The 25,825-nt window shown below is 65.5% G+C and carries 23 protein-coding genes; 12 read left to right on the plus strand and 11 right to left on the minus strand.

The genetic code is table 11. The features are described from left to right. Window positions 1-43: 43 nt before the first annotated feature. Window positions 44-937: a LysR family transcriptional regulator gene (locus tag CEJ42_RS22965; protein ID WP_079217180.1), complete on the plus strand. Its 894-nt coding sequence runs from the start codon at window positions 44-46 to the stop codon at window positions 935-937. 7 nt (window positions 938-944) lie between these two features. Here CEJ42_RS22965 and CEJ42_RS22970 read toward each other — a convergent pair whose 3' ends face one another. Together CEJ42_RS22970 and CEJ42_RS22975 are read right to left on the minus strand one after the other, a co-directional pair. Continuing rightward, window positions 945-1,712: a CDP-diacylglycerol diphosphatase gene (locus CEJ42_RS22970; RefSeq protein ID WP_243397936.1), complete on the minus strand. Its 768-nt coding sequence runs from the start codon at window positions 1,710-1,712 to the stop codon at window positions 945-947. A gap of 143 nt (window positions 1,713-1,855) precedes the next feature. Beyond that, complete coding sequence (locus CEJ42_RS22975; RefSeq protein ID WP_079217182.1) at window positions 1,856-2,218, minus strand: MarR family transcriptional regulator; 363 nt, start codon at window positions 2,216-2,218, stop codon at window positions 1,856-1,858. A gap of 293 nt (window positions 2,219-2,511) precedes the next feature. Here CEJ42_RS22975 and CEJ42_RS22980 point away from each other — a divergent pair, with 293 nt between their 5' ends. The 9 genes from CEJ42_RS22980 (at window position 2,512) to CEJ42_RS23020 (ending at window position 11,052) form a co-directional block, all read left to right on the plus strand. Beyond that, window positions 2,512-3,018, plus strand: a complete 507-nt coding sequence (locus CEJ42_RS22980; RefSeq protein ID WP_237772380.1) for a hypothetical protein — start codon at window positions 2,512-2,514, stop codon at window positions 3,016-3,018. Window positions 3,019-3,177: 159 nt separating this feature from the next. Continuing rightward, entirely contained in the window at window positions 3,178-3,585 is a 408-nt protein-coding gene (locus CEJ42_RS22985; RefSeq protein WP_088752680.1) for an ExbD/TolR family protein, read from the plus strand. Between the two features lie 2 nt (window positions 3,586-3,587). Further along, window positions 3,588-4,322 carry a TonB family protein gene (locus tag CEJ42_RS22990; protein ID WP_088752681.1) on the plus strand — a complete coding sequence of 245 codons (735 nt, stop codon included), beginning with the start codon at window positions 3,588-3,590 and terminating at the stop codon, window positions 4,320-4,322. 89 nt (window positions 4,323-4,411) lie between these two features. Then, window positions 4,412-6,805 (plus strand): TonB-dependent receptor, encoded by a 2,394-nt coding sequence (locus CEJ42_RS22995; RefSeq protein ID WP_088752682.1) that lies wholly within the window; start codon window positions 4,412-4,414, stop codon window positions 6,803-6,805. A gap of 77 nt (window positions 6,806-6,882) precedes the next feature. Continuing rightward, on the plus strand, window positions 6,883-7,524 hold the full coding sequence (locus CEJ42_RS23000) for a MotA/TolQ/ExbB proton channel family protein (protein WP_088752683.1): 642 nt from the start codon (window positions 6,883-6,885) through the stop codon (window positions 7,522-7,524). 16 nt (window positions 7,525-7,540) lie between these two features. Then, complete coding sequence (locus CEJ42_RS23005) at window positions 7,541-8,788, plus strand: phospholipase D-like domain-containing protein (protein WP_088752684.1); 1,248 nt, start codon at window positions 7,541-7,543, stop codon at window positions 8,786-8,788. A 176-nt stretch (window positions 8,789-8,964) separates the two neighbouring features. Beyond that, window positions 8,965-9,630, plus strand: a complete 666-nt coding sequence (locus CEJ42_RS23010; protein ID WP_079217188.1) for a helix-turn-helix transcriptional regulator — start codon at window positions 8,965-8,967, stop codon at window positions 9,628-9,630. 49 nt (window positions 9,631-9,679) lie between these two features. Next, on the plus strand, window positions 9,680-10,660 hold the full coding sequence (locus tag CEJ42_RS23015; protein WP_088752685.1) for a threo-3-hydroxy-L-aspartate ammonia-lyase: 981 nt from the start codon (window positions 9,680-9,682) through the stop codon (window positions 10,658-10,660). Window positions 10,661-10,695: 35 nt separating this feature from the next. Continuing rightward, entirely contained in the window at window positions 10,696-11,052 is a 357-nt protein-coding gene (locus tag CEJ42_RS23020) for a 5-carboxymethyl-2-hydroxymuconate Delta-isomerase (RefSeq protein ID WP_088752686.1), read from the plus strand. Window positions 11,053-11,201: 149 nt separating this feature from the next. Here CEJ42_RS23020 and CEJ42_RS23025 read toward each other — a convergent pair whose 3' ends face one another. Further along, window positions 11,202-11,612 carry a VOC family protein gene (locus CEJ42_RS23025; protein ID WP_088752687.1) on the minus strand — a complete coding sequence of 137 codons (411 nt, stop codon included), beginning with the start codon at window positions 11,610-11,612 and terminating at the stop codon, window positions 11,202-11,204. Between the two features lie 568 nt (window positions 11,613-12,180). Between CEJ42_RS23025 and CEJ42_RS23030 the strand changes: the two genes are divergently transcribed. Continuing rightward, complete coding sequence (locus tag CEJ42_RS23030; protein WP_088752688.1) at window positions 12,181-13,257, plus strand: sensor domain-containing diguanylate cyclase; 1,077 nt, start codon at window positions 12,181-12,183, stop codon at window positions 13,255-13,257. 166 nt (window positions 13,258-13,423) lie between these two features. Next, window positions 13,424-13,609 (plus strand): hypothetical protein, encoded by a 186-nt coding sequence (locus tag CEJ42_RS23035; RefSeq protein ID WP_088752689.1) that lies wholly within the window; start codon window positions 13,424-13,426, stop codon window positions 13,607-13,609. On the opposite strand, the gene CEJ42_RS23040 is transcribed toward CEJ42_RS23035, so the two are convergent. The 8 genes from CEJ42_RS23040 to CEJ42_RS23075 form a co-directional block, all read right to left on the minus strand. Continuing rightward, window positions 13,606-14,661 carry an HD-GYP domain-containing protein gene (locus tag CEJ42_RS23040; protein ID WP_088752690.1) on the minus strand — a complete coding sequence of 352 codons (1,056 nt, stop codon included), beginning with the start codon at window positions 14,659-14,661 and terminating at the stop codon, window positions 13,606-13,608. The genes CEJ42_RS23035 and CEJ42_RS23040 overlap by 4 nt on opposite strands. Further along, window positions 14,658-17,606 (minus strand): MHYT domain-containing protein, encoded by a 2,949-nt coding sequence (locus CEJ42_RS23045; protein ID WP_088752691.1) that lies wholly within the window; start codon window positions 17,604-17,606, stop codon window positions 14,658-14,660. Before CEJ42_RS23045 ends, CEJ42_RS23040 begins: the two co-directional genes overlap by 4 nt. Before the next feature lie 267 nt (window positions 17,607-17,873). Continuing rightward, window positions 17,874-18,638 (minus strand): enoyl-CoA hydratase, encoded by a 765-nt coding sequence (locus CEJ42_RS23050; RefSeq protein WP_088752692.1) that lies wholly within the window; start codon window positions 18,636-18,638, stop codon window positions 17,874-17,876. Between the two features lie 95 nt (window positions 18,639-18,733). Further along, window positions 18,734-19,930 carry an acetyl-CoA C-acyltransferase gene (locus CEJ42_RS23055; protein ID WP_088752693.1) on the minus strand — a complete coding sequence of 399 codons (1,197 nt, stop codon included), beginning with the start codon at window positions 19,928-19,930 and terminating at the stop codon, window positions 18,734-18,736. A gap of 48 nt (window positions 19,931-19,978) precedes the next feature. Next, a complete protein-coding gene (locus CEJ42_RS23060; RefSeq protein WP_088752694.1) occupies window positions 19,979-22,366 on the minus strand; it encodes a 3-hydroxyacyl-CoA dehydrogenase/enoyl-CoA hydratase family protein in 2,388 nt (795 codons plus the stop codon). Between the two features lie 273 nt (window positions 22,367-22,639). Continuing rightward, a complete protein-coding gene (locus CEJ42_RS23065; protein WP_088752695.1) occupies window positions 22,640-24,430 on the minus strand; it encodes an acyl-CoA dehydrogenase C-terminal domain-containing protein in 1,791 nt (596 codons plus the stop codon). A gap of 18 nt (window positions 24,431-24,448) precedes the next feature. Then, the gene (locus CEJ42_RS23070) at window positions 24,449-25,144 is read right to left on the minus strand and encodes a TetR/AcrR family transcriptional regulator (RefSeq protein ID WP_079217200.1); all 696 of its coding nucleotides are present in this window, start codon (window positions 25,142-25,144) and stop codon (window positions 24,449-24,451) included. A 208-nt stretch (window positions 25,145-25,352) separates the two neighbouring features. Next, window positions 25,353-25,805 carry a hypothetical protein gene (locus tag CEJ42_RS23075; protein ID WP_079217201.1) on the minus strand — a complete coding sequence of 151 codons (453 nt, stop codon included), beginning with the start codon at window positions 25,803-25,805 and terminating at the stop codon, window positions 25,353-25,355. Window positions 25,806-25,825: the final 20 nt, after the last annotated feature.

The following is a 25,825-nucleotide window of genomic DNA, read 5'->3' on the forward strand; positions in this document are numbered from 1 at the left end:
GAAATGATAAGATTTCAGAATTCCACCCAAAGGAATCATCGCCATGCTCAACCGCCTCGAAATGATCCGCATCTTCTGCGCCGCCGCCGACGCCGGCAGCTTCAAGGAGGCCGCCGTGCGGCTGGGCATCTCGCCGCAGGCGGTCACCCGCGCGGTCAAGGAGCTGGAGCGCCTGCAGGGAGAAATGCTGTTCCACCGCAACACGCGCCAGGTGCGCATCACGAGCTTCGGCGAGGCGCTTGCCGAACGGGCGCGCAACAGCCTGAACCAGCTGGACGGCCTCTTCGAGCGCGGCGCCGCCGCGCCGGAGGATCCGATGAGCGGCCTGGTGCGGCTGGCCGCGCCGTCGGCGCTGGGGCGGCGCTACCTGCTGCCGCTGATCGACGAACTGGCGACGGCGTATCCGGGCCTGCGCTTCGACCTGCGCTTCAACGACCAGCTGGCCGACGTGGTGGGAGAGAAGATCGACATCGGGGTGCGCATCGGCGTGCTGCGCGAGAACCGCTTCGTGGTGCGCCGGCTGGGCAAGGCGCGCCTGTACACGGTGGCCACGCCGAAATTCCTGCGCAAGCACGGCAAACCCAACAACGTGGAAGAACTGCAGGCGATGCCGCACACCGGCATCCTCGACCGCGACACCGGGCGGCTGTGGCCATGGATGTTTTCGCGCGAGCGCCAGATGAACGCGGCCGGCGCGCGCTTCCAGTGCGACGATTCGGAGACCGAGTACCTGATCGTCAAGAGCGGCCAGGCCATCGGCCAGATCGCCGGCTTCCTGGTCGAGCAGGATATCGCCGACGGCAAGCTGGTGGCGGTGATGGAAGACTATGAGCCGGAGCCCTGGGAGATGTATCTCTACCGGCCGCAGCGCGGCCCGATGCCGGCGCGCCTGCGGCTGGTGTTCGACACGCTGGCGCAGGCGCTGGGCGCCAGATAGGCGCGCGTCACCAGCGGCAGTCGTGGTCCATCAGGACTTCGGCGCTGCCTTGCTCTTCGCTGTCGAAATTGACCGGCATGTTGATCAGGTAGAAGCCGCCGCCCTGCTCGGGTGCTGCGGCCGTCAGCAGCAGCGACTGCGCGCCCATCGCGCCCGCGGCGAAGGCGCTGCGCGCGGCGGCCAGCTTGAAGGGATCGTCCGCCTGCAGGGCATCGGCCGGCAGGCGCATCACCCAGTAACGATGGCCTTCGAACTGCCACGGCGTCCAGCGGCGCGGCGCATCGGCGCCATGCGCGGCCAGGCTCCCGGCGACGTCGCGCCGCATGCAGTCGATGTGGATGTGCAGGTGCAGCTGCGAGCGGCCGGCGGCGGAATTCACTTCCAGTCCGAGCTGGTCGTCGCGCAGCGGACGACCCAGGGTCTGCGCGACGCGAAAGCGCTGCTGCCATGCGTAGCCCCAATAGTTGGGCGCATCCGGCGCCAGCAGTTCGCGGCTCTCGATGCCCGCCAGGCGGCGCGTGGGCATCAGCAGGTATTGCGCCGGCCCGACGAGGTCCTTGAGCACCACGAAGCCGCGTTCCAGATCCACCGTCGCGCAAGGCGCCGGATCGCCCTTGTCCTGCATGCCCGGCACGCATTTTCCACTGACGATTTCCCACAGCGCATGCGGATTGGCAGCATGGGCGGGGACGCTCGCGGCGAGCAGGCTAAGCAGGAACGACAGGGCGATGGTCAGGCGCATGATGGCGGCGATTCGTTGGGGCGGTGCGCGCATCAGTGTGAGCGGCAGTTGGGCCGCCCACGGCGGGCGGTGGCGCAAGCTTAGACGCCGGATGTGTCGGCGCGATGACAGCTTGGCGGGTGGTTGCGGAGGTGCCGGCGAGCAGGAGAATCGGGAGTGCCGGCTCAGTCGTCGCTTCAGTCGTCGCTGCTGCGCGTGGCCTGTACCAGGCACTTGGAGAGCTTGTCGAAATGCAGCCAGGCGGCCTGGCTCAGCTCGACCTGCTTGCGGCGCGGGTCTTCGGTGTCGGCCAGTACGATCCAGCCTTTCTCGCGCATCGATTTCAGGCGCGCGTGCAGCATCGCCGGCGAACCGAACTCGCTCTGCGCCATCAGGTCGCGCACCGACAGGCGCTGCTGCTCCTGGCCGGCACGGGCGATGAAGGCCAGGATCCGGTCTTCCAGCGGATCCAGCGATGCCAGCGACGGCAATCCCCTCATTGCATCGGCCAATTGCAGAAAGCGCAGATAGATATCCGCGGGCCTCTTGTTTTTACCCATAGCTACGTCGTTCCCGATCGTCTTCTTTTCGTTATGTTGCTCTTCGCAGCTGACTCTATCGTTACAGATTCGATAGCGGATCATACGCCCGGCCCCGCCTGGAGCGCAATATCCGGCACCACCCCTTGGCGCCGGAGCGATCATTTAACCACACTGCGGCGGGCCGCGCTGCAGAGCAGCATGGAAATCGGTAACATACGCGCCGTTCCGGATCCACCACGCCGCCCGCCATGGATGCATCAACGACAACCCGCACCACCTTGCGCACGCACGTTGCCGCGACGGCAGGGACCGTGGTTTTCTATTTCCTTTTTTACACGCTCAACGAGTGGCTGTTCCGCCAGACCGAGTTCACCGAGGGCATCGCCTGGATCTACCTGCCGGCCGGAATCCGGCTGATCTGCACGCTGCTGTTCGCCGAAGCCGGCTGCGCCGGCCTGCTGCTGGGCTCCATGCTGACCACCGCCACCTACCGCCTGTTTCCGCATGATCCGGTCACGGCCGCCGGGTATTGCCTGATCTCCGCCGCAGCACCCTACCTCGCCTATCGCTTCACGCTGTCGGGCATGGACCTGCGGCGCTCGCTGGCCAACCTCACCTCGACCCGGCTGATGGCCTGCATCCTGCTCTATGCGCTGACCAACCCGCTGTTCCAGCTGATCTGGTTCGTCATGCGCGGGGTGTCGCCGCACTTCTGGAGCGGGCTGGTGGTGATGTCCATCGGCGACCTGTTCGGCTCGGTCATTGTTGTCTACCTGTTCAGGTTCCTGCTGTCCTTCCTGCCGCTGCCGCGCCGCTGATCCCGCATCTTCTTCACATCACGACGGCCCGGCGCCAACCCGTCTTTACCCAAACCCCGATGATGTAATACGCACGACACAATTCCTCGTTACGCTGCGCATCGCTATAAAAACTATAGCGTTATGACTTTTATATCAAAGCTTCCGAGGAGTTGCAGCATGCGCAGCTGGGATGAACCCAAGAAACGAAAAGCCCGCGTCGAGATCATTCCGATGATCGACGTGATGATGTTCCTGCTGGTGTTTTTCGTGCTGATCAGCCTGAACGTGATTCCCGCGCTCGGGCTGAAGACCCAGCTGCCCAGCTCTTCCACCGCCCAGGACCTCAAGCCCCAGAGCAAGGCCGTCATCACCATCGCCAAGGGCGACGTGCTGCAGGTGGACGGCGAGAACACCCCGCTGGACAAGCTGGTGGCGCGCCTGGAGACGCTGCGCAAGGAAGGCGAAAAGCTCAACCTGGTCATCAACAGCGATCGCGGCGTGGAAGTGCAGCGCCTGGTCGACGTGATGGACACGCTGAAAAAAGGCGGCTTCGATTCGATCTCGATCGCCACCCGCAAGCAGTGATCATGCAGACGCCCTTCCTTTTCCGCTTCCGCGAATCGCTGGCCGGCCTGCCTTCGCTGCTGGTGCTGCTGGCGCTGGTGCTGGCCGGCGTGCAGCAGACCGCGCGCCTGGTGCGCCATGAAGATCCCAAGCCGGTGCAGATCGCGCTGTTCGAGGAAGCGCCGCCCGCGCCCAAGGTAGAAACCCCGCCGCCGGAACCGCCGAAGAAGGTCGAGACGCCCAGGCCGGTCGCCAAGCCCATCCCCGTACCGGCGCCGCGCCCCGCGCCCAAGTCCGATCCCAATCCGATCGAACAGGTCCGTCCGGCGCCGGAAACCCCGCCGGTTGCGGCCCAGCCGGTCGCGCGCCCGGCGCCGCAGCCGACTCCTGTGGCGCCTCCGGCGCCTGCGCCGCAACCGGTGGCACAGCCCGCGCCGCCTGCGCCCAGCAGCGCCAATGTCGAAGCGCAATACGTCGGCAAGCTGCGCGCCCATCTCAACAGCATCAAGCGCTACCCCACCGGCCGCGAAGCCAGCCAGCTCAAGCCGCAGGGCAAGGTGCGCGTCTGGTTCGTGCTCAGGCGCGACGGTTCGGTGGTGGACGTCGGCATCGATGAATCCTCCAACTCGATGCTGCTCGACGACGCCGCCCGCAAGACCATCAACCGCGCCACGTTCGCCGCCTTCCCGGACGGCACCTGGCCGGGAGAAGGCACACACCGGTTCACCGCCGATCTGGAGTTCATCCCGGTCGGCTAGATCTTGCAAGCAAGCCCGCAGCAAAGCGCGGCCGCCGGCGGCCGCGCCCAACTCCAATAGCGCAGTTCCAAACTCTCAGGGGAAATGACATGCAACTCAAACACACCCGGCTATCGCTGCTGATTTCCGGGATCTTCATGGCGGCCGGCACCGGCGCCCTGGCCCAGACCACCGATGTGGGCACCGTCACCGTGCAGGGCAATGCCGGCACACCGCAGGCCACCGGCCTGATCCAGCAGGAAGAGTCGCCCAAGGCGCGCAGCTCGGTCAACCGCGACTACATGGAAAAGCAGTCGCCCACCGGCAACCCGTACCAGATGATCAACCTGCTGCCCGGCGTGAACAGCTATGACCAGGACGGCAGCGGCCTGTTCGGCGGCAACATCCGCGTGCGCGGCTTCAACAGCGACCAGCTGGGCTTCACCATCAACGGCGCGCCGGTCAACGACTCCGGCAACTTCGCGGTCTACCCGCAGGAGTACACCGACGCCGAAAACCTGTGCGACATCTTCGTCACCCAGGGCTCGACCGACACCGAAGCGCCCCACGTCGGCGCCACCGGCGGCAACATCGGCATGACCATGTGCGCGCCCGAAGACAAGCAGCGCATCCGCGTGACCAACGCCTTCGGCTCCAACAACCTGTGGAAGCGCTATGTGCGCTTCGACTCGGGCAAGCTGTTCGACGACCGCTTCAAGTTCTTCATCTCGTATTCGAAGACCACCGCCGACAAGTTCAAGGGCGCCGGCGGCGCCGAGAAGCAGCACATCGACTTCGGCAGCAAGCTGGACCTGGGCCAGGGCAGCTTCATCGACGCCGACTTCATGTACAACAAGGCGATCAACAACAACTATCGTTCGCTGACCAAGGCGCAGATCGCCCAGTTCGGCACCGGCTACGACTTCGGCACCCGCGTGCCGGTGCACCAGCCGGGCGTCAACGGCACCGCGCAGAACGACACCAACTACGGCCCCAACGCCGGCATCAACAACGGCAACAAGGACCTGTACTACGCCTACAACATCAACCCGTTCGAGAACTGGCTGGCGACCGTCAACGGCCACTTCCAGTTCAGCCCAACGGCCAGCGTCGACGTCAGCCCCTACTTCTGGTACGGCTTCGGCACCGGCGGCAACCAGCTGCAGACGCTGACCGAAGGCAACGCCGGCAACCTGCTGGGCGGCGGCGTGCGCGACATCAACGGCGACGGCGACACGCGCGATACCGTCTTCGTCTACGAAGGCAGCCGCACCCGCACCTTCCGCCCCGGCATCACGCTCAAGTACAACCAGCAGATCGACAACCACAAGCTGATGGTCGGCTACTGGTACGAGCGTGCGCGCCACCAGCAAACCGGCCAGTTCTCCACCGTCGACAACAACGGCAACATCAGCGACATGTGGCAGGACAACCCGGCGCTGTGGCTGCGCAACCAGGACGGCAGCGTGGTGCAGTACCGCGACACGATGACCATCAGCACCGGCAAGTCGGCCTTCCTGCAGGACAGCATCAGCCTGATGAACGACAAGCTCAACGTGCAGGTCGGCGCGCGCTACTCCACCATCGACCGCGACTTCACCAACAACCCGAGCCAGAGCGCCGGCGGCTTCTACACGCTCAAGAAGTCCTACTCCGAGCTGCTGCCCAGCGTGGGCGTGCGCTTCCAGCTGGACCAGGCGCAATCGGTGTTCGCCAACGCCGCCAAGAACTTCAAGGCGCCGGGCAACTTCTCGTACTTCGGCCTGCTCTCGGGCGGCAGCTTCGTCAACGGCGTGTACACCGGCGGCACCCTGCGCAACGTGCCGGTGGAGAAGGAAACCTCCTGGAACTACGACCTCGGCTACCGCTACAACACCGACAAGTGGACCTTCTCGAGCTCGCTGTTCTACATCGACTACAAGAACCGCATCGCCCAGTCGTATGACCCGAACACCGCCACCCGCATCGACACCAACGTCGGCGACTCGACCTCCAAGGGCATGGAACTGGAATCCGGCTATGCGCTGAGCCGCAGCCTGTCGCTGTACGGCTCGCTGTCCTACATCAAGAGCAAGATGAAGGACAACCTGCGCTACGACGCCAGCACCAGCCTGCCGGTCAGCGGCAAGGAATTCCCGGATACGCCGAACTGGCTGTCCGGCGTGGCGCTGCAATACCAGCGCGACGGCTGGTACGTGTTCGGACAGGCCAAGTACACCGGCCGCCGCTACACCACGCTGGTCAACGACGACAACCTGGGCGGCTACACCGTGTTCAACGCCGGCGCGGGCGCGACCTTCCCGTCGACCTCCTGGCTCAAGAGCCCGACCATCCGCCTGAACGTGTTCAACCTGTTCGACAAGCAGTACCTGAACCTGAGTTCGAGCAGTGGCAGCCAGTTCACCTACAACGCCAACACCATCGGCAATTCGGCGGGTTCTGCGCCGTCGCTGTATATCGGCGCGCCGCGTACCTTCACCGTCACCCTGACCGCGGACTTCTGATCGCGGCCAGTCCCCCGTGGCGGCGGCAGCCGCATCGCCGCCGCCACGAACACCGCAACACTGCTAGAGAGGCAATCATGAACATGCAACTACTCCACGAACTGGCCTTCTACCTGATGTACGCCTGCGCCGCGCTGGCCATCTTCGTCATCGTCGAACGCGGGCTGTTCTTCGGCTACACGATGCGCCAGGCCACCGGCCTGGAAAAGGCGATGACCCACGCCGTGCAGCATGTGAAGGAATTGCCGGCGCCGTTGACCGCCCGCCCCAGCCTGCCGCTGGAGCTGGTGTCCGACATCCTGTCGGAAAAGCACCACCTGAACTCCGAAAAGGACCTGGAAGATTTCAGCGAGTCGGTCTACATCGCCAAGCGCGGCGAGGTGCAGCAGCGCCTGTGGATCCTGGACACCATCGTCACCGCCGCGCCGCTGCTGGGCCTGCTGGGCACCATCCTGGGCATCATCGACACCTTCAAGGCGCTGGCCAGCTCCGGCGTGTCCGACCCGGGCCAGGTGTCGGCCGGCATCGGCACCGCCCTGTACGCGACGGCGCTGGGCATCGGCATCGCGGTGGTCGGCATGTTCTTCTTCAACCTGTTCCAGGAACGCATCGAACGCATCAACGACCACCTCAAGGTGCTGATGCTGCGCGCCTGCGTGGGCCGCACCGAACAGCAGGCCGCTTCCCAGCAGTCGCATGGCAAGCTGCATGTCGCCTGATCTTCGCCGCCACCCCATGCGATCCATACCGACACCCCTGCGCCGGCTGGCCGGGATGGCCGCCGCGCTCGGCCTGGCGCTGTCCCTGTGCGCCCCGGCCCGCGCGCAATTCGCCATTCCCGGCTTCGAGCTGGTGCATACCGTGCCGCGCGAAACCACGCTGGCCACGCCCGACCTGCGCGACGCCGCCACCGTGTGGAAGGAAATGTTCGATGCCGCCCGCACCGAAATCGACTTCGGCCAGTTCTACGTCGCCGGCCAGGACGGCGAGGCGCTGGACGACATCATCGCTCACCTGGAGGCGGCCGGCCGGCGCGGCGTGAAGATCCGCTTCCTGCGCGAGAAGAAAGGCGGCTTCGCCTCCGACGCCGCCACCGTCGACAAGCTCAGGCGCATCCCCAACCTCGACTACCGCGAGCTGGACTACTCCAGCATGACCGGCAACGGCATCATCCACGCCAAGTACTTCGTGGTCGACGGCAGCAGCGCCTATGTGGGCAGCCAGAACTTCGACTGGCGCTCGTTCTCGCACATCCATGAGACCGGGTTGAAGATCACCGACGCCGCCATCGCGGCCCAGGTGCGCCAGATCTTCGAGATCGACTGGCAGGCGCAGGCGCTGATCGCCGCCGGCCGGCCGCCGGTGCCGATCAACCGCGCCACCGTGATGGCCGACGAGCGCCGCGGCAACTACCTGGTGGCCAGCCCCAACGCCTTCAATCCGCCCGGCGTGGGCGACTCGCAGGGCGAGCTGGTGCGCCTGCTGGGCCAGGCCAGGCAGGAAGTGCGCGTGCAGCTGCTGGACTACGCGCCGCTGTCCTACGGCCCCAACCGCACCCGCCCCTACTACGCGGTGATCGACGACGCGATCCGCGCGGCCGCCGCGCGCGGGGTGAAGATCAAGCTGATGGTGTCGAACTGGAACACCGAGGAGCCGGCCATCCATTATTTGCAGAGCCTGGCGGTGCTGCCCAATGTCGAGATCCGCATCGTCACGCTGCCGCCGGCCTCCACCGGCTTCATCCCGTTCGCCCGGGTGATCCACACCAAGTCCATGAGCATCGACGGCCGCGTGGCCTGGATCGGCACCAGCAACTGGGCCGGCGGCTACCTGGACAATTCGCGCAACCTGGAAGTGGTGCTGCACGACGAGAACATGGCGCGGCGCGTGGCCGAGCTGCACGAACAGACCTGGAGCTCGCCCTACGCCGAGCCCATCGACGTGCTGCGCCGATACCCGAAACCGGTCAAAGGCAAGCAATAGCCAATATCAGCCAGGCAAGAAGAACCAGCAGGAGACGACATCGGCGGCAAGCTTTCGGGCTTGCCGTTTTTTTTGCCGTCTTTTTGCGGTTTCCTTGTTCCCCCCGTTTGTTGCCAAAACGGCCATGCAAACCACATCTATACATAAAATCTAATTTTAGATAATATGTATCCATCATGAAAACCGCGACCAAGACCGCTGCCCGCAGGAAGAAGCCGTCCCGCCCCGACCACGAGCTGCTGATGTCCCAGCTGCAACAGGTGGCCCAGGGCCTGGGCGAGACCTTCGCGCCGTTCTGCGAGGTGGTGCTGCACGACCTGCGCGACGCCGACCATTCCATCGTGGCCATCCACAACAACCTGTCCGGGCGCGAAGTGGGCGACGCCACCACCGAGCTGGGGCTGGCGCGCATCGCCGACGAGTCCTATCCGCAGGTGCTCGCCAACTACGCCAATGCCCTGCCCGACGGCCGCCAGGCCAAGAGCACCTCGATCGGCATCAAGGACGCCGACGGCAAGTACCTGGCCGCCCTGTGCATGAACATCGATCTGACCCTGTTCGGCGCGCTGCAAGGCATGCTGCGCCAGTTCGGCGGCATCGACAGCGGCGTGCGCGTGGCCGAAACGCTGGAGCCGGCCGGCGCCGAGGCGCTGCGGCACAGGATCGACGAATTCGCCGCGCGGCTGTCGGCCACGCCGCGCAGCCTCAAGGCCGACGACCGGCGCGCGCTGATGCGCGAGCTGCGCCAGTCCGGCTGCATGGATGTGCGGCGCGCCGCCGAGATCGTCGCGGCGCACCTGGGCGTCTCGCGCGCCACCGTCTACAACGACGAGAAGGACTGAACTCCCTCCGCCGAATTTCACCCTCCATTCCATCCAGAAGGAACCCGCCATGATTCCCCTCTCCAGCGCCACCGAACTGCCCACCTTCGCCGACGTCCTGCTGGCGTCCGAACGCATCAAGCCCTGGGCGCACAGGACGCCCGTATTGAGCTCGCGCACCGCCGACGCCGAGCTCGGCGCCAGCCTGTTCTTCAAGTGCGAGAACTTCCAGCGCATGGGCGCCTTCAAGTTCCGCGGCGCGATGAATGCGCTGTCGCAGTTCAATGAAGAGCAGCGCAAGGCCGGCGTGGTCACCTTCTCCTCCGGCAACCACGCGCAGGGCACGGCGCTGGCGGCGCAGCTGCTAGGCATCCCGGCCACCATCATCATGCCGCTGGACGCGCCGGCGGCCAAGGTCGCCGCCACCCGCGGCTACGGCGCCAACATCGTCACCTACGACCGCTACAAGGAAGACCGCGAAGAGATCTGCGCGCGCCTGGCCGAAGAAAAGAAGATGACCGTCATCCCGCCCTACGACCATCCGCACGTGATGGCCGGCCAGGGCACCGCCACGCTGGAACTGCTGGAAGAGACCGGCCCGCTGGATGCGCTGTTCGTCTGCCTGGGCGGCGGCGGCCTGCTGTCGGGCGCGGCGCTGGCGGCGCGCGCGCTGGCGCCGGATTGCAAGATCTACGGCGTGGAGCCGGAGGCCGGCAACGACGGCCAGCAATCGCTGCGCAGCGGCAGCATCGTCAACATCGAAACGCCCAAGACCATCGCCGACGGCGCCCAGACCCAGCACCTGGGCAAGTTCACCTTCGGGGTGATCAAGCGCGATGTCGACGATATCCTGACCGTCACCGACGAGGAACTGGTGGCCTGCATGCGCTTCTTCGCCGAGCGCATGAAGATGGTGGTCGAGCCGACCGGCTGCCTGGCCTTCGCCGCCGCCCGCAAGCAGCGCGCGCAACTGCAGGGCAAGCGCGTGGGCGTGATCATCAGCGGCGGCAACGTCGACCTCGGCAAGCTGTCCGGCTATCTGGCAGGCTGATTACCGTCCCTTCACCCAACCGCAACGGAAACGACATGCCCCATCTCTTCTTCGAATACACCGACAACCTCAAGGTCGACACCCGGCAGACGCTGCTGAACCTGAACGAAGCGCTGGTCGGCAGCGGCCACTTCGACGAGAACGCGATCAAGGCGCGCGCCATCAGGCTGGACGACTACGTGGTCGGCACCCAGCCGCAAGCCAGGCGCGCGTTCCTGCACATGCGCCTGACCATACTCTCGGGACGCACGCCGGAAGTGAAAAAGCAGGTCGCCGACCTGCTGGTGGCCACCGTGCAAAAGGGCCAGAGCTGGCCGGAAGGCACGCAGGTGCAGATCACCGCCGAGGTGATCGACATGCAGCGCGAGATCTACGGCAAGGAGGTGCTCTGAAGCGCATCGGCGCCAATGAAAAAAGCGGCCACAAGGGCCGCTTTTTTCATGCGCGATCGGCGACGCGCATGCCCGAACCGGGACGTGCGCCTACGCGCAGCCGCAACGACTGCGCGCAGACCTTCGCAGGGCGAATCAGGAAATGAAGTTCAGGAGGCCAGCGCGTCCGCCGGCTGCGCTTCGCGGAACTGCACCACGTTGCCTTCGGGATCGAAGCCGTCGCAGGCGCGGAAATCCGGGCCGCTCCACTCCGCCTCGACCGGCTTGAGGCCGCCGCCCTGGCTCTGCGCGCGGATGCGCGCCTGCGCCAGCGAACGCACCGGCAGGAACAGCTTGACCGGCACGTTCTCGCGCAGCACCGGCGGCGAGACGATCTGCACGTTGGCAGCCACGGCCGGGGGAATGGCGTGGATGACCAGCAGGAATTGCTCCGCTTCGATCACCACCTTCTCGGCTTCTGCATGTTTGGGAACCACCGCCAGCACCTGCGCATAGAAAGCGGCAAGGCGGGCTACATCTTTGGCGAACAGGACTGCGCCTGCTTTGGGCTGGGTCGACATCTCTGCTTTCAAAAACGTTAGAACTTGTCTCGCCGTGGCAGCGAGACGCGGGCTCGTTCGACAACACGAAACGGCAGAGTTTATTTTTGCTTGCGCCGCTTGGCAAGCGCTAATCTCGTCGCCCGCCGGCGACAGTTCGATGTCGCCGTCAGGCGACGAAAATCAGCGTGTCGCTGCACCGCAATATCGGCGTTTGGCCGACATGCCGTCACGGCGATGTCCGATGTCCCGATCATGGCCTGCGGCCTTATCGTCGAGCTTGTCACGACACCGAGAACGCGCGGTAGCAAAGCGTCAATTGTCACGATGATCAGCCAATGTCTTTTATTGTGATCTGAATGGCATCGTTTCTGCTACAGCGCGGTTTAAATTGTAAGAGGATGTTCCAAACACGTTTACTTCGGAACCCGATCTGCTAATTTGGTGTCGCAGGGCAACAAACACGCGTTTGCGAAAAGAAGAAAAACAAAAACCAGACCTGTGTTGAAAGTCCCACAGCCGCCCTCCCCCCTCACACGAAAAAGTGTGCCGGCGGCGTACCAAGATCAACTATCGATACAGCGCCAACATGACTATTCGAGACCTGCACAATCCATACAAGCCGGACGCCAAGGCGAGCACCCGCGGCGCCTCGGGATCGCGCATCCAGCTGGCCAATTTCGGCGGCGAAGCCGACGCCTGGCTGGAGCCCATGCTGGCCGACTTCCTCTCGCTGGCGGCCAACCTCTGCAATACGCAGATTGGCGCCATGACGCAGCTGCATGCCGACATCGGCCTGCAGCATCCCTTCGTGTCGGTGGTGAAAGGCCGCGGCGATACGCGCAACCAGTGGTGGCGCTTCCCCGGCCAGACCGGCGTGTCGCGCACGGCGGTGGATTTCTCGCTGTGCGAATTCGCCGCGCGCCGTCCGCGCGAGCTGACCGAAGTCGCGGACCTGCGCGCAGACCCGCGCTTCTCCGGCAGCGCGCTGGCCAACGGCAATCCGCACGTCCGCTTCTACGCGGCGGTGCCGCTGGTGTCGTCCAACGGCGACATCATGGGCACGCTGTGCGTGATGGACCATCAACCGAAGACGCTCGACGCCAAGCAGCGCGACGCCTTCCAGAAGCTCGGCCGGCAACTGGAGAGCCAGCTGGAAAGCCGCCGCACCATGCAGAAGCTGGAGCAGCAAACCCTCACCGACGCGCTCACCGGCATCGGCAACCGCCGCAGCTTCGACCAGCGCCTGCGCGAAGAATGGACGCGCCACCTGCGCAACGCGCGGCCGTTGTCGATGCTGATGGTGGACGTCGATTATTTCAAGCAATACAACGACACCTACGGCCACCCCGCCGGCGATGCCCTGCTGGTACGACTGGCGCGCGTGCTGCGCTCGCCGCTGCGCGCCAGCGATTTCCTGGCGCGCTACGGCGGCGACGAGTTCTCGCTGATCCTGCCCGACACCGACGAGATCGGCGCCCATCAGGTGGCCGAGCGCATCAAGCGCGCGGTGGCCATGGTGAAGTGGCCGCACACCGACATCGAGATCAGCCTGGGCGCGGCGACGGTGACGCCGTCCGAGATGTGCGACTTCCACGCGCTGCTGCAGGCGGCCGACAAGGCGATGTACCTGCGCAAGCACGGTCGCACCCTGCACAACGCCTGACGTCGGCGCCGCTCCCGGCGCCATGAAAAATGCCGCTGCGACGACAGCGGCATTTTTTTGCCCGGCCCGGTTGCGATGGCGCGAATGCGGCCGGTTTGAGATGCATCAACAAGCCCGCCCGCCGACAGGTCCAAGCTGTGTCCATCATCCCAGCAAAGGAGCAAGCATGACCAAGGACACGGGCGGCTGGCTGTCGGCCGAACAGGCCGTACTGCCGGACGGCACACTGCGCACCAACCTGCCGCTGATCAACACCAGGCTGCCTTCGCTAGCGGGCGCGCCGGCCGATCTTCAGGTCACCGAAACCGATCGCGAGCAGGCTGTGCCAGCTGCGTCGAAGGACGATTCCTAGGCCGCCGTTGCCGACAACACCGGTGTCGGCAGCGGCGCCAGCGAACGCGCCATGCCCGGCTTGTCCGACCAGCGCTCCTTGATCTCCAGCACCTGCGGCATGCAGGACATGAACAGCGGCACCAGTTCGGGATCGAAGTGCGAACCGGCATCGCGCTTGAGCAGCGCGAGCGCGTCGTCGACTTCCCAGGCCTTCTTGTAGGGACGCACGCTGGTCAGCGCGTCGAACACATCGGCGATGGCCACGATGCGCGCGGCCAGGTCGATCTGGTCGCCGGCGAGGCCGTTGGGATAACCGCTGCCGTCCCATTTCTCATGGTGCTGGATGGCGATCACCGAGGCGATGCGCAGGAGGCCCCCCTCATGCTCGCCGATGATCTGCGCGCCGATCTCGGCATGGCTGCGCATGACATCCCATTCCTCGCCCTCCAGCTTGCCCGGCTTGCGCAGGATGGCGTCGGGAATGCCGATCTTGCCCACGTCATGCATGGGCGCGGCGTTGAGCAGCTCCTCGGCGTCGGCCTCGCTGTAGCCGGCCGCGCGCGCCAGCACCTTGGTGTAGTGGCTCATGCGCACCACGTGCATGCCGGTCTCGTTGTCCTTGTACTCGGCCGCCATGCCCAGGCACTGCACGATCTGCAGCCGCGTCTGGCGCAGCGTGTCGGCCTGCACCAGCGACAGATGGTTGCGCACGCGGGCGCTGACGATCACCGGGCTGAACGGCTTGGTGATGTAGTCGACCGCGCCGATCTCGAAACCCAGCTGCTCGTCGGCGATGTCGCTGAGCGCGGTGATGAAGATGACCGGCAGGCCGCTGGTGACGGGATCGGCCTTGAGGCGCCGGCACACGTCGTAGCCGGACATGCCCGGCATCATGATGTCCAGCAGCACCAGGTCGATCTTCTCGCGCCCGGCCAGTTCGATCGCCTTGGCGCCGTCACGGGCGAACAGCAGCCGGTAGTGGTCCTGCAGCGTGTGCTTGAGCACCTGGAGGTTGGTCGGTTCGTCGTCGACGAGCAGGATGGTATGGCGGGTCTCGCGGTACGATTTCATGCTTCTTCCTTGCCTTCTTCCAGGGTTGCATCGAACTGCGCGAGGAGCTCGCGCGCGCATTCAAAATCAAACATGTCAATGGCGCCCTGCAGCGCGTGCCGCAGGTCGGCCCGCCCGGTCGCGCCCAGCCATTCCGAGAACTGTTCGAAGCTCTTTTCATCGAGCTCGCTGCGGGAGAAGTGCGCGTCGAGCGACTTCACCAACCGCGCCACCTCCTCCGGCTGCAGCTGGCGGGTGATCTGGTCCTGCGCCGACTCGTCCGGCAGTTCATCCTCGACCACCGCCAGCGCCGCCTGCACCAGCGTCAGCTCCAGCTTCAACTGCGCCAGCGGCGTGAGGAAATCGACGTCGCGCCGCTTGGCCGCCGCCTCCAGCCTGGCGCTGAGCTTGGCGACCTTGGTCAGCGCCAGATTGGCGGCCGCGCCGCGGATGCCATGCAGGCTGCGGATGGCGACATGCCAGTCAATCGACGCCAGCGTGGAACCGGACGGCGGCAGCGGATGGCGCTGCGGCTGGTCGGCCAGGAAGCTGCGGATGGCGCCGACCATGCGCTGCTTGCTGCCCCACAATGCGCCGCCGGCCTGCCAGTCGATCACGGCGTCCGGCGCCGGCACAGCGGCGGCGGCTTGCGCCGCGGCGCTTTCCACACCAAGCACGCGCCTGATCTCGCCGCGCAGGCGCGGCACATCCAGCGGCTTGCTGGCAAACCCGTCCATGCCGGCAGCGCGCGCGGCCTGGCGGTCCGACTCCATGACGCTGGCCGTCAGCGCGATGATGGGCGTGGCCTTGCGGCCGGAGCCGGCCTCGAATTCGCGGATGCGGCGCGAGGCGGTCAGGCCGTCGGTGCGCGGCATGTGGACATCCATCAGCACCAGGTCGTAGCGCGTGCCGTCGGCGAAGCGCGCCACGGCCTCCTCGCCGTCGTTGGCGCACACCACTTCGTGGCCGGCGTCCTTGAGCAGATGGGACAGCAACTCCAGGTTCTGCGGCACGTCGTCGGCGATCAGCACGCGCATCGGCGGCAGCCTGCCGTCGGACATCGAGGTCGACTCCGCCTCCGGCTTGCTGCCGGTCTCCAGCGGCAGCGACACCATGAACAGGCTGCCCTGCCCCAGGCTGCTCTGCACGCGGATGAAGCCGCCCATCAGCTCGATCAGCTGGCGCGCGATGGTGGTGCCCAGGCCGGTGCCGCCGAAACGGCGGCTGATGCTGGCGTCGGCCTGCGAGAAGGGATCGAAGATGCGTTGCAGCTGCTCCTCGCTCATGCCGATGCCGGTGTCGGAGACTTCCATGCGCACCATGCCGTTGTCGACGAAGATGGTCAGCCCGACATGGCCGGCGTGGGTGAACTTGATCGCGTTGCCCAGGAGGTTGGTGAGCACCTGCTGGATGCGCAGCGGGTCGCCCTTGAAGTACTGGAGCGCGTCATCCTTGTAGTCCAGGTAGAGATCGAGGTTCTTGTTTTCCGCGCTCAGGCGCAGCGACGAGATGACCTGCTGGGCCAGCTCGTGCAGCGAGAAGTCGATGCTCTCCAGCGCCACCGCGCCTTTCTCCAGCTTGGTGGTGTCCAGCACGTCGTTGAGCAAGCCCAGCAGCGAGCGCGCCGACTGGTGCACGATGGACAGGTGGCTGCGCTGTTGCGGCGCCAGGTCGTTCTTGAGCAGCAGCTCGGTGAAGCCGATGATGGCGTTCATCGGCGTGCGGATCTCGTGGCTCATGTTGGCCAGGAAGGCGGTCTTGGCCTCGGCCGCCTGTTCGGCGTTATGGACCGAGTCGCGCAGCGACGCTTCCAGCGCGCGGCGCTCGCTGATGTCGGTGACGAAACCCACGAACAGTTGCGAGCGCGGCAGGTCCACGCGGCCCACGGCCAGGCGCACCGGGATCAGGCGGCCGCTCTTGTGCATCGCGTTGACCTCGCGGCCCTGGCCGATCACCTTGGGCACGCCGCTGGAGAGGAAATTGCTCAGGTATTCGTCATGCTGCGAACGGTCCGGCTCGGGCATGAGCATCTTGATGTTCTTGCCCACCACCTCGTGCGCCGACCAGCCGAACATGCGCTCGGCCGAACGGTTCATCTCCTGCACGATGCCCTTGCCGTTGATGGTGATGATGCCGTCGACCGCGGTCTCGACGATGGCGCGGATGCGCGACTCGCTCTCGCGCACCTGGCGGAAGGTCTGGCGATAGCGCACCAGGCCGTTGGTGGCCGTGACCAGCACCGTGATCGTGATGGTGAACATGGACAGCGCCAGCGAAGCCACGGTGCTGTCGATGAAGAAGGAACCCTGGCGCGGCGTGGCCTCGCCGATGAAGCGCGCCGCCGCCATGCCGGTGTAGTGCATGCCGGCAATGGCCAGGCCCATGATGGCGCCCGCCACGACCAGGCGGGTCACCTTGTGCATGCGCACGCCGCGCAGCTTGAACCTGACGCCCAGCGAAATCGTGGCCAGCACCACCGCCACCAGGATGGAGAGCGCAAACAGCAACGGGTCGTAGCTGAGCACAGCCGACATGCGCATGGCGGCCATGCCGCAATAGTGCATCGCGCCCACGCCGGCGCCGACCAGCACGCCGCCGGCGATCAGCTGGGTGTTGCTCACCGTCATGCGCGAGAGCATGCGCAGCGCGATCCAGGATGCGCCCAGGCCGGGCAGGAAGGACAGCGCCGTCATGCCCAGCGTGTAGTCGACCGAGGTGCAAAGCTCGAAGGACAGCATGCCGATGAAGTGCATGGTCCAGATGCCGCCGCCCAGCGCCAGCGCGCCGGTGGCCACCGCCACGTGACGATGCCAGGGCTGGTTGGTGTGGCGCGCCACCGACGCGGTCTGCAGCGCCATGGTCGACGAGAAGATGGCCACCAGCAGCGACAGCACCACCAGTCCGCTGTTGTACGTGCCCTGGATCAGGTTGCCTGCGCTTGCCGAGTCGACGAAGAAACCGGACATTTGTCTTCCTCTTGCAAAAATCGTAAGGATGATACCCGTTGCGGCTACCGGCGCCCCACGGCCGGCCCGCGCGCAATCTGGCTTGTTGATGGGCTGATTGTGCGCCGACTTTCATGGCGCGGGTCCCGGTTCAGGAATTGACTGATGTCAGAATGAAAACTTTGTTGTATTCCTCCAGCGGAAAACCGGTCGAAAACAATGACGGGCGGAAATGAAAAAAGCCCGCATGGCGGGCTTTTTCGTGGCCGGGCAAACGGCCCGGATGCGTCAGGCGAACTGGCTGAAATCCGGCTTGCGCTTCTCGAAGAAGGCGGTGAAGGCTTCCTTGGCCTCCGGCGCCGTCAGCATCTGCGCGAAGTGCTCGATCTCGGCCGCCATCTGCTGCTCGGTGGCGGCGACGCGGTTCTTCTTCATCAGCTGCTTGGTGACGCGGATGGACGCCGCCGGCAGCGCGGCCAGCCTGGCGGCCTGCTTCTGCGCCAGCGGCAGCAGCTCGTCCAGACTCACCACGCGGTTGACGATGCCCATCTGCAGGGCCTCATCGGGGCCGAAGGCCTCTCCCAGCAGCAGCTTCTCGGCCGCGCGCTGGTAGCCGGCCACGTGCGGCAGCAACAGCGACGACGCCGCTTCCGGGCACAAGCCCAGCTGCGTGAACGGCATCGAGAACCTGGCGTTGTCGGCCGCGTAGACCAGGTCGCAATGCAGCAGCAGCGTGGTGCCGATGCCCACCGCCACGCCCGAGACGGCAGCCACGATCGGCTTGGCGGCATGGCTGATCTGCCACAGGAACTGGAACACCGGCGCGTCCTTGCTGTTGGGCGGGTTCTTCAGGAAGTCTTCCAGGTCGTTGCCGGCGGAGAAGGCCTGCGCCTTGCCGGTGAAGAGGATGGCGCGCACCGCGCTGTCGGCCTCGGCGTCCTTGAGGGCGTCGGCCAGCTGCTGGTACATGGCGGCGGTCAGCGCGTTCTTTTTGGCCTCGCGATCAAAGTGGATCGTGAGGATGCCGTTGTCCTTGCTCAGTTGGATATCCATGGGTCTCCTGCTGTGTCTTTGTTGTTCATCGATGGCGATAAAAAAGCCGCACGGCGTCTGCAGTGCGGCTTTGAAAGTGCCTGCTCCGGCGACGCTTACACGCGCTCGAAGATGCCTGCTGCGCCCATGCCGGTGCCCACGCACATGGTCACCATGCCGTACTTCAGGTTCTTGCGGCGCAGCGCATGAATGGTGGTGGCCGCGCGGATGGCGCCGGTGGCGCCCAGCGGGTGGCCCAGCGCGATGGCGCCGCCCATCGGGTTGACCTTGCTCGCGTCCAGGCCGAGGTCGCCGATCACGGCCAGCGCCTGCGCCGCGAAGGCTTCGTTGAGCTCGATCCAGTCGACCTGGTCCTGCGTCAGGCCGCCGGCCTTCAGCGCCGCGGGGATCGCTTCCTTGGGGCCGATGCCCATGATCTCCGGCGGCACGCCGCGCACCGCGAAGGAGACGAAGCGCGCCAGCGGGGTCAGGTTGAACTGCTTCAGGATCTTTTCGGAAACGATGATCAGCGCGCCGGCGCCGTCCGAGGTCTGCGAACTGTTGCCGGCGGTGACGCTGCCCTTGGCCGCGAACACCGGCTTCAACTTGGCCAGCGCGGCGATGTTGGAGTCAGCGCGCGGGCCTTCGTCCAGGCTCACGGTGCGGGTCTTGAGGTCGATCTCGCCGGTGCCGAGGTTGGGGAAGCGCTCGACGATCTCGAACGGCGTCATCTCGTCGTTGAACTCGCCGGCCTGCTGGGCGGCGATCGCCTTCTGGTGCGACGCCAGCGCGAATTCGTCCTGCGCTTCGCGCGAGACCTTCCACTGCTGCGCCACCTTCTCGGCGGTCAGGCCCATGCCGTAGGCCATGCCGACGTTCTCGTCCTTGAAGGCGTTGATGTTGATGGACGGGTGGAAACCCATCATCGGCACCATCGACATCGACTCGGCGCCGGCGGCGATCATGACGTCGGCTTCACCGACGCGGATGCGGTCGGCCGCCATGGCAATCGCTGTGATGCCCGAGGCGCAGTAGCGGTTGATGGTGACGCCGCCGATGGTATTGGGCAGGCCGGCCAGCAGCACGGCGTTACGCGCCATGTTCAGGCCTTGCGCGCCTTCGGGGAAGGAACAGCCGACGATGGCGTCCTCGATCAGTTTCGGATCCAGGCCGGGCACCTGCGCCACGGCGGACTGGATGGCGCGCACCAGCAGGTCGTCCGGGCGCGTGTTCTTGAACATGCCGCGCGGGGCCTTGCCGATCGGGGTGCGGGTGGCGGCGACGATGTAGGCGTCTTGCAGTTGTTTGCTCATTCTATTGCTCCTGAATTGGGGCTTGTCTCTTTGTCGTTGCTCGTTTGCTTAATTGCGCACCGGCTTGCCGGTTTGCATCATCCCCATGATCCGCTCTTGCGTCTTGGGGTGGTTGAGCAATTCCATGAAGAACTTGCGCTCGATATCGAGCAGCCACTGTTCGTTGACGATGCTGCCCTCTTCCACTTCGCCGCCGGCCACGGTCTCGGCGATCATCTTGCCCAGCTTGAAGTCGTGGGCCGAGATGAAGCCGCCGTCGCGCATGTTGACCAGCTGCGCCATGATGGTGGCCAGGCCGTTGCGGCCCACCACCGGCACTTGCGGCGGCAGCGGCGCGCGGTAGCCGGCGTCGAACAGCGCGCGCGCCTCGACCTTGGCCACGTGCAGCAATTCGTACGGGTTGAAGACGACCACGTCGTTGTCCTTCAGGTAGCCCAGCTTCTTCGCTTCCAGCGCCGACTTGGAGACGTTGGCGGTAGCCGCGGCCAGCATGTAGTCCTTCAGGAACTGCAGGATGTCGTTACCCTTGGCTTCCTTGGCCGCGCGCACCGCTGCTTCCTTCAGGCCGCCGCCGGCCGGGATCAGGCCCACGCCCACTTCCACCAGGCCGATGTAGGACTCGATCGAGACCACCCGCTTGGCGGCATGCAGCAGCAGTTCGCAGCCGCCGCCCAGGGCCAGGCCGGCCACCGCGGCGATCACCGGCACGTTGGCGTACTTCAGGCGCTGGTGCGCCTGCTGCAGCTGGTGCACCACCGGCTCGATGGCCTTGACGCCGCCCGACATGAACAGCGGCAGCATCGACTGCAGGTCGGCGCCGGCCGAGAAGGCGCCGCCTTCGGCCGCGTCCGGATGCCAGATCACCAGGCCCTTGAAGTTCTTCTCGGCTTCAGCCACGGCCTTGTTCATGCCGTCGATCACGCCCTGACCGATCACGTGCATCTTGGTCTTGAAGGACAGGATCAGCACGTCGTCGTTCTGGTGCCAGACGCGCACCGATTCGTCTTCGAAGACGGTGGTGCCGGCGGTCTTGCCGTCGGCCGCGCCTTCGCCGACCAGCGGCGCGCGGAAGGCCTGGCGCTGGTACACCGGCAGCTCCGAACGGGCCACGTCGGCCTTCTTGGAAGGCGACCAGGAACCCTTGGCGCTGTGCACGCCTTCGCGGCCGTCGAACACCCAGGCCGGCAGCGGCGCGCTGGACAGAGCGCGGCCGGCGTCGATGTCTTCCTTGACCCACTCGGCGATCTGCTTCCAGCCGGCGGCCTGCCAGGTCTCGAACGGACCGACGCTCCAGCCGAAGCCCCAGCGCATCGCGAAGTCGAGGTCGCGCGCGTTGTCGGCGATGGCCTCCAGGTGCACCGCGATGTAGTGGAAGGCGTCGCGGAAGATGGCCCACAGGAACTGGCCTTGGGGGTTGGTCGAGTCGTGCAGCGCCTTCATGCGCTTGACCGGATCCTTTTCCTTCAGGATGCGGGCGATGATGTCGTCGGCCTTGGCGCCGCCGGGCACGTAGTCGCCCTTGGCCGGGTCGATGCGCAGGATGTCCTTGCCCACCTTCTTGTAGAAACCGGCGCCGCTCTTCTGGCCCAGCGCGCCTTGCTCAACCAGCTTGGCCAGGAGCGGCGGCGTGGCGTACGACGAGAAGAACGGGTCGTCCTTCAGGTTGTCCTGCATGGTCTTGATGACGTGGCCCATGGTGTCCAGGCCCACCACGTCGGCGGTACGGAAGGTGCCGGACTTGGCGCGGCCCAGCTTGGCGCCGGTCAGATCGTCCACCACGTCCACCGACAGGCCGTATTTTTCAGCCTCGATCACGGTGGCCAGGATGCCGAACACGCCGACGCGGTTGGCCACGAAGTTCGGGGTGTCGAAGGCGCGCACCACGCCCTTGCCCAGGGTGGTGGTGAGGAAGGCTTCCAGCTTGTCCAGGATTTCCGACTGGGTGGACTTGGTCGGGATCAGCTCGACCAGGTGCATGTAGCGCGGCGGGTTGAAGAAGTGCACGCCGCAGAAGCGCGCCTTCAGCTCGGCGTCGAAACCTTCGGACAGCGCATTGATCGACAGGCCCGAGGTGTTGGAGGCGAAGATGGTGTTGGCGCCGATGTGCGGCGCGACCTTCTTGTACAGGTCGTGCTTCCAGTCCATGCGCTCGGCGATGGCCTCGATGATCAGGTCGCAGCCGGAGAGCTTCGCCAGGTCGTCCTCGTAGTTGGCGACCTCGATCAGGGCGGCGTCATCCTTGTTGCCCAGCGGCGCGGGGCTGAGTTTCTTCAGGTTCTCGATGGCGCGCAGCACGATGCCGTTCTTCGGGCCTTCCTTGGCCGGCAGGTCGAACAGCACGACCGGCACGCGGGCGTTGATGCAGTGGGCGGCAATCTGGGCGCCCATGACGCCGGCGCCGAGCACGGCCACTTTTTTGACGATGAAATTGGACACGCAAGTCTCCTTCTAGGTAAGCCTGGTAGCAAAGCAAAAACGGATCGGATAACAGTTCGATTGCAGGCGACGGCACGGCGGCGCGGTCAGGACAAGGTAGCAAGGCACCAATACAGCGAGATGACACTGTACGCCCTTGCGCGCCTGCCGTCGTCTTGCGCCCGGGAAACTCGCTCCCCGGCGGTTTGCTTCTTTCTTGACGCCGCCGCCGGCGCAGGGCCGGCGGCGCGGTGATGCTTTGATGTTACGGGTAGTGCGGAATTGCCGTGACGCTCAGAACAGGTCCGCGTCCAGCGCCATCAGGTTGCCCGCGCCGGAACGCGCCTGGCGGATCAGCATCGCGGTTTCCGGCAGCAGGCGCGCGAAGTAGAAGCGCGCGGTGGCCAGCTTGGCGGTGTAGAAGCTGTCGCCGGAATCCTGCTTCTCCAGCGCGATCTTGGCCATGCGGGCGAACAGGTAGGAGAACACCAGGTGGCCCACCACGCGCAGGTAGGGCACGGCGGCGGCGCCGGCTTCGTCCTGGTTGGCGAAGGACTTCATGCCGATTTCCATGGTCAGCTTGCTGACCTTGTCGCCGATGTCGGCCAGCGGAGTGATGAACTCGGACATGGATTCGTCGGTGCCGTGCTCTTCCACGAAGGCCTGGATCAGCGCGCCGAACTTCTTCAGCTTGGCGCCGTTGTCCATCAGGATCTTGCGGCCCAGCAGGTCCAGCGACTGGATGGTGTTGGTGCCTTCGTAGATCATGTTGATGCGGGCGTCGCGCACGTATTGCTCCATGCCCCACTCGCTGATGTAGCCGTGGCCGCCGTAGACCTGCAGGCACTCGGAAGTGGCGGTCCAGGCGTTGTCGGTCAGGAAGGCCTTCACCACCGGGGTCAGCAGCGCGACCAGGTCGGCCGAGTCCTTGCGCACTTCTTCGTCGGGGTGCGACAGCTCCTTGTCCAGTTCCAGCGCGACGTAGGAGGTGAAGGCGCGGCCGCCTTCGGCGTAGGCCTTGGCAGTCAGCAGCATGCGGCGCACGTCGGGGTGCACGATGATCGGGTCGGCCGGCTTGTCGGCGGCCTTGATGCCGGACAGGCTGCGCATCTGCAAACGGTCCTTGGCGTACACCAGCGCGTTCTGGTAAGCCACTTCGGTCAGGCCCAGGCCTTGCATGCCCACGCCCAGGCGGGCCGCGTTCATGAACACGAACATCGCCTGCAGGCCCTTGTGCGGCTGGCCGATCAGCCAGCCGGTGGCGCCGTCCAGGTTCATCTGGCAGGTGGCGTTGCCGTGGATGCCCATCTTCTCTTCGATGGCGCCGCAGAAGATCGGGTTGCGCGCGCCCAGCGAACCGTCGGCGTTGGGCAGGAACTTGGGCACGATGAACAGCGAGATGCCCTTGGAGCCTTGCGGCGCATCCGGCAGGCGCGCCAGCACCAGGTGCACGATGTTGTCGGAGACGTCGTTTTCGCCGGCCGAGATGAAGATCTTGTTGCCGGTGATCTTGTAGGAACCATCGCCTTGCGGCTCGGCCTTGCTGCGCAAGAGGCCCAGGTCGGTGCCGCAGTGCGCTTCGGTCAGGCACATGGTGCCGGTCCACTCGCCCGAGACCAGCTTGGGCAGGTACAGCGCCTTCTGCTCGTCGGAGCCGTGCGCGTGCAGGCACTCGTAGGCGCCGTGCGACAGGCCGGGGTACATGGTCCAGGCCTGGTTGGACGAGTTGAGCATCTCGTAGAACGAGTTGTTCAGCGTCAGCGGCAGGCCCTGGCCGCCGAATTCGGTATCACAGGACAACGCCGCCCAGCCGGCTTCCACGTACTGCTTGTAGGCTTCCTTGAAACCCTTGGGCGTGGTCACGGCCTTGGTCTCGCGGTCGAAGTGGCAGCCTTCGAGGTCGCCCGAATGGTTCAGCGGGAACAGCACCTGCGAGGTGAACTTGCCGCCCTCTTCCAGCACCTGGTCGATCAGTTCGCGGTTGGTCTCGGCGTGCGGCGGCAGGTCCTTGAAGACCTCTTCGACCTTCAGCAGTTCGTGCAGCACGAATTGCATGTCGCGCAGGGGGGCGTTGTATTGGGGCATGTGTGTCTCCGGGACAAGTTACGCTGCTTTTTTTGCAGCCGATTTGGAATTCTTCGGGGCGGATGCGGCGCTGTCGCTGCCTTGCGGGCGGTAGCTCTCGATCAGGCGGCGAAAGCTCGCCTCGGCGCGCTCGACGCTGCCGGGGATGTGCAGGAAGCGCGCGTCGTGGTGCAGCGCCAGGATCAGGCCGTACATTTCGTAGACCATCTGGCTCACGTCGATGTCGGGACGCATGTGGCCGGCTTCCATGGCCTGTTTGATGCAGCGCTCCAGCGCATCGCGCCAGGCCTGGACCATCGCCACCAGGTGGTCGCGGATGGCGCCGGGGCGATCGTCGTACTCGACCGCGCCGCTGATGTAGATGCAGCCCAGCGCGATTTCGACGGTGACCTGCTTGACCCAGCGCGCGAACATGGCTTCCAGTCGCGGCAGGCCGCGCGGCTCCTTGATGGACGGATAGAACACGTCCTGCTCGAAACGGGTGTGGTACAGGCGCACGACTTCGATCTGCAGGTCTTCGCGCGAGCCGAAATGGGCGAACACGCCGGACTTGCTCATCTTCATCTTCTCGGCCAGCAGGCCGATGGTGAGCCCTTCCAGGCCGTCGCGGCTGGCCAGCTCCAGCGCCACATCGAGGATGGCGGCGCGGGTCTGTTCGCCTTTGCGCAGGAATTTGGGGCGGGCGGCGGTAGTCACCTTGCTTGTCTCAGTCATCGTTGTCTCTTTGGTATCCGCCGCATTGGCCGACGGCGGGTCGGTCCGGATAAATACGCGCCCTCTTGTGCCGGGACGGCTTTTCTGAGAAGTTTAGATTGTTCTCGGAATTTATTCGAACGATCGTACTATTATTCATCGCGCCGCAAATGTCAAACAAAAAATCGGCGCGCGGGAACGCCCGGGAAGCTTGCCGCCGAGCAAGCGTTCAGGAGGCCTCGGGAGGCTGCGGCGCAGCCGGGCCGGCGGCGCCCAGCAGGTCGTGGGCGTCGAGGATGGCGTAGACGATGGAAGGATGGTTTTCCAGGCACTTGCGGATCGCGGCCGGAATGGTTTCGCGGGTCTTCTTGCACAGGCCCGGCTGCTCGCCCAGGCGGATGTCGAGGCCGCCGCGCACGGTGCGGACCTCTTCGGTCGCCGGACTGATGTGCAGGACGATGCCCAGGTTCTTTTGCAGCAGCTTGCCCACATGCAGCAGGTCGGCATAGGAATCGATGCGGCCGATGCGCTCGATCAGGCGTTTTTCTTCCTCGCGCGTCAGGAACAGGATGCGCGCGGACTCCGAGCCGAGCTTGTCCAGCAGCAGCTCACGCTCGCACGCGCACGCGCCGGGCGGGCATTCCTTGCGGATGGACGGCTGGAACAGGACTGCCTGGGACATCTGCACCTTCGCGCGTGAAA

Origin of the sequence: Herbaspirillum robiniae, assembly GCF_002213415.1 — a bacterium.
Classification (GTDB): Bacteria; Pseudomonadota; Gammaproteobacteria; order Burkholderiales; family Burkholderiaceae_D; genus Herbaspirillum; species Herbaspirillum robiniae.

Coding starts and splice junctions, on each gene's coding strand:
- CEJ42_RS23020 (WP_088752686.1), top strand. CDS start 10,696: ATGCCCCATCTCTTCTTCGAATACACCGACAACCTCAAGGTCGACACC.
- CEJ42_RS22975 (WP_079217182.1), bottom strand. CDS start 2,218: ATGGGTAAAAACAAGAGGCCCGCGGATATCTATCTGCGCTTTCTGCAA.
- CEJ42_RS23025 (WP_088752687.1), bottom strand. CDS start 11,612: ATGTCGACCCAGCCCAAAGCAGGCGCAGTCCTGTTCGCCAAAGATGTA.
- CEJ42_RS23000 (WP_088752683.1), top strand. CDS start 6,883: ATGAACATGCAACTACTCCACGAACTGGCCTTCTACCTGATGTACGCC.
- CEJ42_RS23070 (WP_079217200.1), bottom strand. CDS start 25,144: ATGACTGAGACAAGCAAGGTGACTACCGCCGCCCGCCCCAAATTCCTG.
- CEJ42_RS23075 (WP_079217201.1), bottom strand. CDS start 25,805: ATGTCCCAGGCAGTCCTGTTCCAGCCGTCCATCCGCAAGGAATGCCCG.
- CEJ42_RS23035 (WP_088752689.1), top strand. CDS start 13,424: ATGACCAAGGACACGGGCGGCTGGCTGTCGGCCGAACAGGCCGTACTG.
- CEJ42_RS23055 (WP_088752693.1), bottom strand. CDS start 19,930: ATGAGCAAACAACTGCAAGACGCCTACATCGTCGCCGCCACCCGCACC.
- CEJ42_RS23030 (WP_088752688.1), top strand. CDS start 12,181: ATGACTATTCGAGACCTGCACAATCCATACAAGCCGGACGCCAAGGCG.
- CEJ42_RS22995 (WP_088752682.1), top strand. CDS start 4,412: ATGCAACTCAAACACACCCGGCTATCGCTGCTGATTTCCGGGATCTTC.
- CEJ42_RS23010 (WP_079217188.1), top strand. CDS start 8,965: ATGAAAACCGCGACCAAGACCGCTGCCCGCAGGAAGAAGCCGTCCCGC.
- CEJ42_RS22990 (WP_088752681.1), top strand. CDS start 3,588: ATGCAGACGCCCTTCCTTTTCCGCTTCCGCGAATCGCTGGCCGGCCTG.
- CEJ42_RS23005 (WP_088752684.1), top strand. CDS start 7,541: ATGCGATCCATACCGACACCCCTGCGCCGGCTGGCCGGGATGGCCGCC.
- CEJ42_RS22965 (WP_079217180.1), top strand. CDS start 44: ATGCTCAACCGCCTCGAAATGATCCGCATCTTCTGCGCCGCCGCCGAC.
- CEJ42_RS22985 (WP_088752680.1), top strand. CDS start 3,178: ATGCGCAGCTGGGATGAACCCAAGAAACGAAAAGCCCGCGTCGAGATC.
- CEJ42_RS23040 (WP_088752690.1), bottom strand. CDS start 14,661: ATGAAATCGTACCGCGAGACCCGCCATACCATCCTGCTCGTCGACGAC.
- CEJ42_RS22970 (WP_243397936.1), bottom strand. CDS start 1,712: ATGCGCGCACCGCCCCAACGAATCGCCGCCATCATGCGCCTGACCATC.
- CEJ42_RS23045 (WP_088752691.1), bottom strand. CDS start 17,606: ATGTCCGGTTTCTTCGTCGACTCGGCAAGCGCAGGCAACCTGATCCAG.
- CEJ42_RS23015 (WP_088752685.1), top strand. CDS start 9,680: ATGATTCCCCTCTCCAGCGCCACCGAACTGCCCACCTTCGCCGACGTC.
- CEJ42_RS23065 (WP_088752695.1), bottom strand. CDS start 24,430: ATGCCCCAATACAACGCCCCCCTGCGCGACATGCAATTCGTGCTGCAC.
- CEJ42_RS23050 (WP_088752692.1), bottom strand. CDS start 18,638: ATGGATATCCAACTGAGCAAGGACAACGGCATCCTCACGATCCACTTT.